Annotated in this window: 7 protein-coding genes; 5 read left to right on the forward strand and 2 right to left on the reverse strand. The window is 51.1% G+C overall.

Features of this window, described 5'->3' with window-relative positions; all coding sequences use genetic code 11:
• Window positions 1–111 precede the first annotated feature (111 nt).
• The 4 genes from PLD04_14035 to PLD04_14050 all read left to right on the forward strand — a co-directional run bounded on the left by PLD04_14035 (window position 112) and on the right by PLD04_14050 (window position 4,294).
• Entirely contained in the window at window positions 112–1,095 is a 984-nt protein-coding gene (locus PLD04_14035; GenBank protein ID HXK69447.1) for a hypothetical protein, read from the forward strand.
• A 356-nt stretch (window positions 1,096–1,451) separates the two neighbouring features.
• A complete protein-coding gene (locus PLD04_14040) occupies window positions 1,452–2,621 on the forward strand; it encodes an ATP-binding protein (protein ID HXK69448.1) in 1,170 nt (389 codons plus the stop codon).
• A gap of 523 nt (window positions 2,622–3,144) precedes the next feature.
• Window positions 3,145–3,924, forward strand: a complete 780-nt coding sequence (locus tag PLD04_14045) for a DUF4065 domain-containing protein (GenBank protein HXK69449.1) — start codon at window positions 3,145–3,147, stop codon at window positions 3,922–3,924.
• A complete protein-coding gene (locus PLD04_14050; GenBank protein ID HXK69450.1) occupies window positions 3,917–4,294 on the forward strand; it encodes a hypothetical protein in 378 nt (125 codons plus the stop codon). The genes PLD04_14045 and PLD04_14050 overlap by 8 nt, the downstream gene beginning before the upstream one ends.
• 91 nt (window positions 4,295–4,385) lie before the next feature.
• Here the strand turns inward: PLD04_14050 and PLD04_14055 are convergent, their stop codons facing one another.
• Together PLD04_14055 and PLD04_14060 are read right to left on the reverse strand one after the other, a co-directional pair.
• Window positions 4,386–6,329, reverse strand: coding sequence for a hypothetical protein (locus PLD04_14055; GenBank protein ID HXK69451.1), 1,944 nt, complete (start codon window positions 6,327–6,329; stop codon window positions 4,386–4,388).
• A gap of 350 nt (window positions 6,330–6,679) precedes the next feature.
• Window positions 6,680–9,274 carry a hypothetical protein gene (locus PLD04_14060; GenBank protein ID HXK69452.1) on the reverse strand — a complete coding sequence of 865 codons (2,595 nt, stop codon included), beginning with the start codon at window positions 9,272–9,274 and terminating at the stop codon, window positions 6,680–6,682.
• Window positions 9,275–9,576: 302 nt separating this feature from the next.
• Between PLD04_14060 and PLD04_14065 the strand changes: the two genes are divergently transcribed.
• Complete coding sequence (locus tag PLD04_14065; GenBank protein HXK69453.1) at window positions 9,577–10,818, forward strand: MBL fold metallo-hydrolase; 1,242 nt, start codon at window positions 9,577–9,579, stop codon at window positions 10,816–10,818.
• Window positions 10,819–10,847 lie beyond the last annotated feature (29 nt).

Here is a 10,847-nt window from a genome sequence, read left to right on the forward strand (position 1 = left end):
TACAATAACCACTTTGCTTCCCCGCTGCTCTCGTGGGGCTTATAGTATCAGTCCCTATTTTACGGTCTGTTTGAATATGGTAGGGATTCACCAACTTGCTATACTGAAGGTATGCAGGTGGATATTCATTTCTACGCCATCTACGCCCTTTCCCGTGCCGCGGCCTTCTCTCCTGCGGAAGCCCACATCATTGCCTCTTCCAGCCAGTACACTGACGACAGTATCTATGAAATATACCCCGGTCTGGAACCCTGGAAACCGGTACGAACCGCGCACATAGGATTGGAGACCTGGAGCTCCTCCCTGCAGCGGGAAGTCTTCATGCCCTTTCATTTCATTCCCGGGGGAGAGGGGAGGGGGGAAGAACGATGGATTACCCGTGCCGGTTCATCGCTGGCGGAAACGGTTCTGAAGGCGGCCATCGATACCCGGGGAAACTCACTCTACCTTTTCAGGCTGGGTATTGCCCTCCATGCATACGCCGACACGTTCAGCCATCAGAATTTCACAGGGAGCCACAGCCGTTTCAACACCGTCAGAGATCTCCACGCCCGTAACGAAAGCAAGTACTGGGAAATGGCTCAGAAACGCTGGCACTTCGGACCCCAGTCTCCGTACAAGCTCCTTCCGAAGATCGGCCACGGAGAAGCCGGGAAACACCCTGACATTCCCTACCTCGAGTGGTCCTACCGCAATCATCGCGGTACCATGGTCCATGGATCCAATCCGACCCGCTACATTGAGGCCCTGGAATCCATCTGTGCTCAACTGGCACCGTTGAACAAACCCGCGAAAATTGTTCCCTGGTCGACCCTCAAGAAACCCTGCAGGAACGCAATCACGAAAACCGGATACAGGGCTGCACGGGTCCTTCACTGGAAACGGGCCATTAGAGGGAGCGAGTTTTATCACTGGACAACCCGGGAGCTTTTCACCATGCAATATGACCGCCACCATTGGAGAGATGCCGCCATTGTGCCCGCCATCACCGAACACGGTCTCTGGCAGCCCAGACCCACATTCAACAACTCCCACTGGGTCCGATGGCACCAGGCCGCCGCCGAACATCGGCAGCTTGTGCTGGGCCTCCTTTGACCCTCAGAATGCCATTAGCACCTTTGCGGTTTTTTTATTGAATATTTGCTCTGGACAATCGGGATTTCATGGAAGTAACTCATGAAAAAAAAATTCCTGATACATTAAAACAAGTATTCACGAAATAGATCTGAACCGAAGGTTGATGGGGAGAAGGTCGAGAGGTACATGTCTATCAGTCCACCCAGCTAAAGTTGCCAAAATAGACCCAAATATGGAATTACAGATTCCATATCTCAAGAATTGCGATTCTCAAATTTCATAATGCAATTGAATCCCAGGTCTCAGTCTTGTTAATGACAGTAATTGATGTAAGTATATTTGACAAAAGGACGTCTATATGGTAAGTATGTATCATGTATAGTCGAGAATACTGGGTGAATCGTATTCAAAAGGCGTGGGAGAAACGACCTATAGTCTGGTTGGCTGGCGTTCGGCGAGTTGGGAAAACTACCCTCTCCAGAATGTTGAAAGATATCCAATATTTCAATTGTGATCTTCCCTCCATTCAGCGTCGCCTTGAAGATCCAGAGTTGTTTTTCCAGGGCCTCCCTCATCGGGCAAGGATTGTCCTGGATGAGATCCATCGCCTGAAGGATCCAGCTATTACTTTGAAAATCGCAGCCGATGTATTTCCTGATCTCCGAATTCTTGCAACCGGATCTTCCACACTTGCGGCTACGAAAAAATTTAAAGACACACTCACGGGTCGGAAGCAGGTTATCTACCTCCCACCCGCATTGTGGAGTGAATGTGTTTCAACCTTTCACATCAATGACTTCGATCACCGGTTACTGCACGGTGGGCTTCCAGAACCGCTGCTGTCAAAAAAAAAGGATCCTGATTTCTTTGCAGAGTGGATGGACAGCTATTATGCCAGGGATATCCAGGAACTCTTTGGCATCAGGGAAAGAACCGGCTTCCTGACACTCCTGCGATTCATGCTCTATCGCAGTGGAAGTGAGACGGATTATACGATGTTATCCCGTGAAACAGGTCTTAGCCGACCCACCATAAAGGCCCACCTGGAAGCCATGGATATTGCATGTGCTCTCTATACGGTCACGCCCTTCCATGGCGGAAACCGCCGGGAAATAGTACGCCGGCCAAAAATCTACGCCTTCGATACAGGGTTTGTGACCCATGTGCGGGGCTGGGATACGATCAGGGAGGAAGACCGTGGTATTCTGTGGGAACACCTGGTCCTGGATACTCTCCGGAGTTGCGAGAAGATTTTTAAGATCCAATACTGGAGAGATAAATCGGGAAGAGAAATAGATTTTATCCTCCCAGGGAGCCGTGGCGAAGTCGATGCCATCGAATGCAAAATTAATCCAGACCGATTTCATCCAGGATCACTTCGAGCATTCAGAAGCTTCTACCCGAAGGGGAAAAACTACGTGATATGCCCATTGGGGGACATTTCCTACGAGAGGCGATATGATGATCTCCTGGTCAGGGTCGGATCTGTCGATACGCTTTGTCAAGCCTATGATTTCGGATCTGACAATTCCCTGGGCCAATAATCCGAATTCACGCCGGAATAAGGAGGACGATGGGGGTGAGGCTGCTTTCCTTTTGTCACTGCGAGGCGTGCAACGACGAAGCTACCCCACGCAATATCATGCTCATAAAATAGGGACAGTCCCTATTTATTATTTTGTAAGTAGTGAAATGTGAGATAAAAGGAAGGACTGCCCCACGGGGACATGTACTCGTTACGTGTCCCCAGATAAAGATGTCATCGCGAGGAGCCGCAAGGCGACGCGGCGATCTAGTTCTGATACCCAACGAGATTGCTTCGCTTCACTATGTTCCGCTCGCAATGACAACGTTCATTCTGTCACTGCGAGGAGTGAAATGACGAAGCAGTCTCACACATTTAAAGTCTCTCGGCTAGTTGAATGAATACCAGCGATAAGGTTATCGGAAGAGTACCTACCTACCTTCACGCACAATGAAGAATCCCTAAACCAATAATGTTAGATTATCTATCATATACTTGACAGAAATACGAACATTTCCTATACTATGGAGTAGGGAGAAGATATGAAGAAAGATGAAAAAGAGTTGGGAAAGAGGATTACTGGACTTCGAACCGGTCTACGGATGTCACAGCAAAATCTGGCAGACCAGATAGGTATCTCGAGAAGCGCTCTGTCCCAGATCGAACGGGGGGAAAGAAAGCTCTCTGCCGAGGAGCTTGTCCGTCTTGCGGAAACAATGAATCTTTCCGCCGAAGCCGTAATGGACGCATCATTGGAACCCCAGGTCATCCTTGAAAAAGCCAGGCGAAAGAAGAAGAATGAACCAATTCGGATCAACGTTCCTGCGGAAAACGTACGAAAGTTTAAAGAAGTATTACTCTATATCTTAAATAGGGTAGGCGCGAAGCCCAACATAGGGGAAACCGTACTTTATAAACTGCTCTACTTCATCGATTTTGATTACTACGAGAAGTACGAAGATCAGCTTATCGGTGCAAAATACATGAAAAATAAGTTCGGTCCAACACCCGTCGCTTTTAAAAAGATCGTGGAACAAATGATAAGAGATAAGGAAATTGAGCAGGTGAAAAGCAGATATTTTCAGCGTGATCAGAAAAAATATCTTCCCCTCCGCAGTGCGAGTCTTACAATTTTGAATGCGCGGGAGTTGGAACTCATCGACGACGTGTTGAATCGGTTATCCGATATGAGTGCCACAAAGATCAGCGAATATTCACATAGAGATGTCCCCTGGCTTTCCACCGGGGATGGTGACCTCATTGAATATGAATCCGTCTTTTACCGCACGGACGAATACACGCGCAGGGCCGAGGATGATTGAGCAGTTCCAAGTCGAAACGACACCAGAGTTTGATAAAGATTTTAAAGCTCTCGAAAAACGGTACCGAACCCTGAAAGAGGATTTTCAGATCTTTCTCAACGCACAGCTCGCCCCTCTCCATAAGTTGGGAATTGATAATGGGGGCGCTGTCCCTATCTCCGACCTGGGAAATTCCCCCCTGCCTATATACAAAGCGAAGAAGTTCGCCTGCCGAAGCTTGAAAGGAAAGGGAGCGCGGACAGGAATCCGTGTGATCTACGCGTATAATCAGGAAATAAATCAACTGACCTTTATTGAAATCTACATAAAGTCTGACAAAGAAAACGAAGACAGAAAGCGTATCGACAGATACCTGAGTAGCATCACTTGAACCGTCACGGTCCTTTTTGTGACGGTAGGGTATCGTCAATGTTGTTGCTGTTCCCCCGTCTACTGACTGCCAACTGCGGTATGCCGTTGTTTTACCTCACCATCACCAGCACTTTGATCATTCCCGTCCCCGAATCCAGAGGTTCGAGGGCTTTACCGATCACGGTTCCCGGTACAAGGGTCTTCATCTTCATCGCGTGGCCCGTGATGGGGGAGGAGACCAGCAGGTCGCCTTCCCGAATGGGGGATAGGGTGGCATCCACATTCACATAAGCGATCCCGGTAACGGCAGTCAGAAAGAAGCCTTCCCCATCGTCCACGGCGATCCCAACGACGAGGGGGTCCGCTTCCTGACTGCAGGGATAGAGTTCCGCCCCGATGGCGGTGTTGATCACGAGAACGTCTCCCGAACGCACGCCCTGCGCGATTGGGATTTGTATCCCTGGAGTCCGGGCATGCGAGGGAGATTCTCGATCTGATCTCATTTCCCTGTCATCCAGACGGGAGCTGTCAACGTTGTCAGACCGGGCAATTTTTCGAAATTGTGCATAGTCTGCCCCGTCTTGTCGGTCATCACTGTTGTTATCGTCCTGACTGCGAGCAGGGGTCTGCCAGCTTGCCAGGCCATCGGCATCAGAGGTGAGAACTTTTCCCGCCCCGGGATTTCCGCCTGTAATTTTGATCTGTCCTGAAACTGTCATCGATCCCGCCACATCCAGGCTCGTCTGGGGTGTGGACGTGTTAATCCCGACGTGTCCATCGGAGACGATTAAACTTGTATCGGTTGTTACATAAGTTCTAAAAACCCAATCTCCGCCGAGTGCGGCGCTTCCTCCTGGATAAACATCGACCGTACTAAAGGAAAGGCCAATCCCTGGTGTGCTCAATCCACAGGTGTAAATTTGACCGGCTGTAACCGGAATCGGACTGGACAACACAATTTCATTTTCATCATATCCTATGGATACCGTGGTCGTACCCAGCAGAGTTCCTCCAGTCCCGGTCCCCTCATAAATGGAGAGGGTCCGAGTCCCGGTCGTAACAGCATAGATCATGATTTTCGTTAAATTCCCGGTTAATCCGGCAGTAAAGGACTGCCACTGAGGGGTAACCATGTTGTACTGGTTGTGGGAGTCATTTTCCTGATCCACCACTTCACCACCCACCACCTGTAAGCCTCCCTCCTGAAACGTCACAACATCAGTAAGTGCCGTGATATCAGTCGATGGCCCCTTGGCAATGACGAGATCGGCATCGTTGGATCCAATGTTTTTTCGGTACATCTTCCAGGTATACGCTCCACCCGAATTTCGGAACATCAGGCCCTGGCTGTACGTGTTGTCGGAAACCCGCAGGGCAAGGCCATCATTATCCTCCGTGGAATAGACCGTCAAATCGTTTCCCGGTGAAGATATCCCGATTCCCACATTCCCGGACACGGACGAATACATATTACTGCCGGATATTGTCCAATCTCCGTCATCGCTGGAGGGAAGATCGGAAGTGCACTCCACGGTCGATCCATCGGAACTGGAGCACCACTTTCCCGCCGTCAATGGGCCCACGGAAGGGTCCGATTCCGAGGTCAAAAAAGCAGAGCTGTCCAGGCCATCCAGATGATCGGCATTCTGTGCATAGGCCGAGGCCAGCACCCGGACCCGCGGCGAAAGATCCTCCCCGCCGACAGTCACCTGCAGCCACACCGCTGCGTAGTCCCGGAACATAGCCGCCAAATAGATATACGTCCCCGCGCCTGATCCGTCAGTTACCGTACCTGACCCCAGCGCAACATTGAAAAGGCCGTCGGAGACCGTCACGGCTCCGGATCCCGCAGCAAGATGGGAATCGATCAGGATCTCCTCGCCCGCCGTAGCATCATTAAAAAAAGTGAAGACCATGTCGTAGGAACCATCAAGTGGTGCGCCCGTATCATCCCGCAGAACACCCTGGTAGTTGATGAGGCCCGGAGGTGTGGCGGCATTGATCAATACGACCCCGCATATCATGAAGAGGAAAAAGAAAGATAGATTTTTCATGAACCCTCCAAGAAGACGATATGGCCCTCGCAGCTATTCCGTGATGTCTTGTTGCTATGATAATCGATTTTTATGCGAATGGATACTCTCGGTTACGGTTTTTGTGACGGTGAGTGACAATATATCCGATGCTGTAAGATACGGGACGTAACTTGCGTGCCGATCGTAATATCATGCTCATAAAATAGGGACAGTCCCTATTTTTTATTTTGTAAGTTGTTAAATGTGAGATAAAAGGAAGGACTGCCCCGCGGGGACATGTACTCGCTACGTGTCCCCGAATAATCGGAAGGTATTTTGTGTTTTTAACCCATAAAACTCATAAATCTCACTAAACCCATAAAACCATCTTATCTCACCATCACCAGTACTTTGATCATTCCTGTGCCCGTGTCGAGCGGCTCCAGGGCCTTGCCGATCACGGTACCGGGGACAAAAGCTTTCATCTTCGTCGCATGCCCCGGCAGGGGAGAGGTGACGAGGAGATCGCCCCGACGTATCGGAACCATCGAAGCGTCAGCCTTTACCAGGGTAACCCCGGAAACCACCGTCTGAATTGTTCCTTCGCCGTTTTCCGCCGCCACGCCCACGACCATCGGATCGGCCTCTGTACTGCAGAGATAGAGCTCTTCTCCGTTGGCAGGGTTGAAAACCAGAATATCGCCTGCCTCCACCGGGTAGGCTGCCGCCATGGGCTCAACCAGGCGGCGATCCTGGGATCCCACTGAATCAAGATGGTTCGACGCATCGACCGTACCGGTTGTCGATTCTTTATCAACCGCATCCACCCGGGCCTTTGGCTCCTCAAGATCTCGGGCCTCTTCCGCACGTTTCACTCGAGAGATCGTTCGTTCTGCGGCTGTCTGTTGATCCCCCGTATCCATTCCATCCGGTTCCGCATTTTGAAGAACCTGATAATTCTCTCTTCCCTTTCGCGTAGCTATGGCAAACCAGTCGAAGGAATAAGAGCCTTTCCCCTCTTCAAGTTCCTGTACGGAGATCGTGGAATCATCCGACGCCGTCCAAGCCAGGCCCGGAGACGAAGAATCCCTGGGGGTTAAATAGACGCTCAAAGAAGAAAGATCGGCCATCTCTCTAAGGTGGTCGGGAATGGATATAGTTGCTGCCCCATTCACCAGGGCAGCCGTTCCCCGAAACTGGATGAGAGGTTCCGGGCCCGTAGGTGTCGAATACCGGATCTCCTTCCCTGCATGCAGGTCGGAGACTTTGACATTGTAAAAATCATCCGCTTCGACGAATCCCTTATCAGAGGTGTCAATACCGATCCATACTTGATATACGGCTGACTGATCATAAAACCGCATCCCACCATGATCACTTGCGTCAACGTACGCATAAATTCTTCCACCCCCTGCTGCGTTTTGCAGGTTGAAATTGCCGCCTGCCACAGTCAGTCTATGGGTGGGGTCAAGGGTACCAATTCCTACGTTCCCGGTATCCGCAACGATCTTCATTAAGCTCTTCGCCGCGTTATAGTCATAAAATGTCAGGCTCTTCCCGGCTCCTGCGTCCACGCCAATCACCGCATCATTCCCGCCATAACCATCGGCCAGGGTGAATTTCAGCCGGCTCTCCAGGGTTTCATCGCCTGCAACGCTCAACGTCCACTCAGGCGTCGTGGTTCCGATCCCTACACTCCCAACCGCATCCACATAAAGAGCATCGACCGGATGGCCATCATCGGCATCCAGGGACCAGCTATCCCCCGCTGCAGTTGCCTGAACGGTTCCGTCAGGAAATTTGAAACCTCCCGACGTAGACTGGATAGTTCCTGTGACGGATAACATTTCTTCAGGTGTTCGCGTGCCAATGCCTACTGCGCCGGGATCACCAACATAAAGACCGGCAAATGTTCCTGAGGAAACATACGTCTTAAAAGTAAAATCCATCGTGGCGGATACCGAAGAAATGCCGCCGCTATATGAATTTACATCGTTTATACGCCAATACGACCACTCTTGCGATGGAATTTCACTAATTGTGTAGATTTGACCTGCCGTAACCCATGGAGGCGATGAAAACCTGAATTCATACCAGCCGTTATATGCTTCTGTCATCGTAACGGACTTACTGGCCAGAAGTGCTCCGCCTGTCCCGGTTCCCTCGTGAATATTAACCGTGATTACGTGTCCGGATGAAGCACTCAGACTAATAGAAATTTTTGTCAAATACCCTGTCATTCCCGCTGTGAAGGACTGCCACCGGGAATAATAAGCTTCATTGAAATCCTGAGTTTGCGCCTGGTCTTGAAGGCTGTTCCAAACCGTGACGTTTAAGGTCCCTGGTAAAGACTGTGTTCCGATATCGACCCCCATTCCGTCATCGAAGATCAAACCCTCAGAGAGAGCGGAACCATCCCACCGGGGCACCGCGCCAATCGTAGAGAGATCCACCTCCGGATCGGTTTCTGCCGTCAAGCCGGTATCATCGACATTATCCGCAAAGCCCGCAGGAACCGACGTTAAATTGCTCCAGTCATGAAGATCGGCCGCGGTTTCGCCTTCAAGGGACCCTGCATTCTGGGCATAGGCCGAGGCCGTCACCCGGACCCGGGGGGAAAGATCCTCTCCCTCCACGTTGACCTGCAGCCAAACCTCATTGTAATCAGCAAAGACCAAACCCAGCGAGGTGTAGGTTCCCGCTCCCGATCCATCGGTCACCGTTCCGGATCCCAGAGCGACAGAAAATAGGCCATCGGAAACGGTCACGGCTCCAGATCCTGCGGCCAGGTGAGAATCGATTAATATCTCATCGCCCGCCGCGGCATCACTGTAAAAGGTGAACACCATGTCGTAGGAACCATCAAGAGGTTCCCCCGCATCATCCCGAAGAACCCCCTGGTAGTTGATGAGGCCTGGCGGAACCGCAGCGAACAGATACATGGCCCCGCACGCCAGCAGGAAGAAGAGAAATAACTTTTTCATGGCAATCCCCCCAATAGGATTTGTCCCCGCTCCAAGTAACCCATGATGTAGGTGCCTTGATTCTACGATACTCCTTATTTCAAAAATTTTCCATCCATTATTCGGCTAACCGAATGGATACTCACAGAATCTCGCAGAAAAATTCTGTGAAGTGCAATGACACCATTCATTCTGTCACTGCGAGGAGTGTAACGACGAAGCAGTCTCAATTAGACTGCAATCTTGGGAACAACACGTGCGTGCCTGGTGACAAACGTTGGATCAAAGATTTATAGTGTAACCAGATGTAAAAGGAGGGATGGATGAAAACAATAAGGCTCATTCTTATTCTTGCTCTTTTCCCGCTGGTAATGAACGCGCAGGAAGCGACCGTAAAGGTGACCCCGCTGAACGACCACCTCTACCGGATCGATGTCGCGGCGGGATTCACCGCGAATGTGATCGCCTCCGTGGGGGAGGATGGGATCCTCCTCGTGGATACGGGTCTGCAGGCCGGTGTGGAAAAGCTTAAAAAAGCGCTTACAGAATTGGGAAAGGAAAAAGGGGAGGTGAAGTACATCATCCTGACCCATGAACACCCGGACCACGCCGGCGGACTTGCCGCCCTGGGGCCGGGAGCCACGGTCATCGCCCACAAAGGTGTACGCAATCAGCTGACCAGCGGCACCAATATTCTGCTGGAGATCCCCGAGTCGGCACTTCCCACGATTACCATCGACGCCGAGACGACACTCCATGTCAACGGAGAAGAAATCAGGATCCTTCCCCTGCCGGGGAGCCATTCCGACACAGATATGGCCGTGTACTTCGTGGAGTCAAAGATCGTCTGCATGGGCGGCCTGGGCAACCCGGTCTCGTTCCCCTATGTCGACCGGGGCAAGGGGGGATCGTTCGCCGCGTATCCTGGCGTGATCCAGAAGCTAATGAAGTCCGTTCCGAAGGACGTAACCTTCGTTCCCGGCCATGGGGACAATTTCGGTATAGAGCAGCTGAAAACCTTTTCCGAGATGCTCCTGGCCACTAAGGACGTGATGAAGAAAGCCCTCGATGAAGGGCTGGACGCGAAGATGATGAAAGAAAAGAATATCCTCAAGGAATGGGAATCGTACCAGCAAGGCTTCGTGAACACCGGACAATGGATCGATACCGTAGTGCCGGAGCTGATCGGCAAGGTGGAAAAGCCCGTTTCCCCTCCGATCGAACCCCTGTTCCACGCATATAAAGCCGGCGGAATCGAACCATTGATCGAAGCGTACAACAAACTCAAGCAGAACAACGGCAAAGACAAAGGTCTGGGCGAAGGCCTGATGAACACGTTCGGGTACTATCTTCTGGGAAAAGGAAAGACGGAAGACGCCATCAAGGTCTTCACGCTCAACGTGAAAGAATACCCGGAGGCTTTCAACGTCTACGACAGCCTGGCGGAAGCCTACATGGTCCACGGAGAAAAGGACCTGGCCGTGAAGTATTACAAAAAGGCGCTGGAAATCAATCCAGAATTCGAGAATGCAAAAAGAATGTTGCAACGCCTGACAACACCCTAGCGCCGCTTACCAAGTCGATTGCCAGGCCG

The organism is Thermoanaerobaculia bacterium, assembly GCA_035593605.1.
Taxonomy (GTDB): domain Bacteria; phylum Acidobacteriota; class Thermoanaerobaculia; order UBA2201; family DAOSWS01; genus DAOSWS01.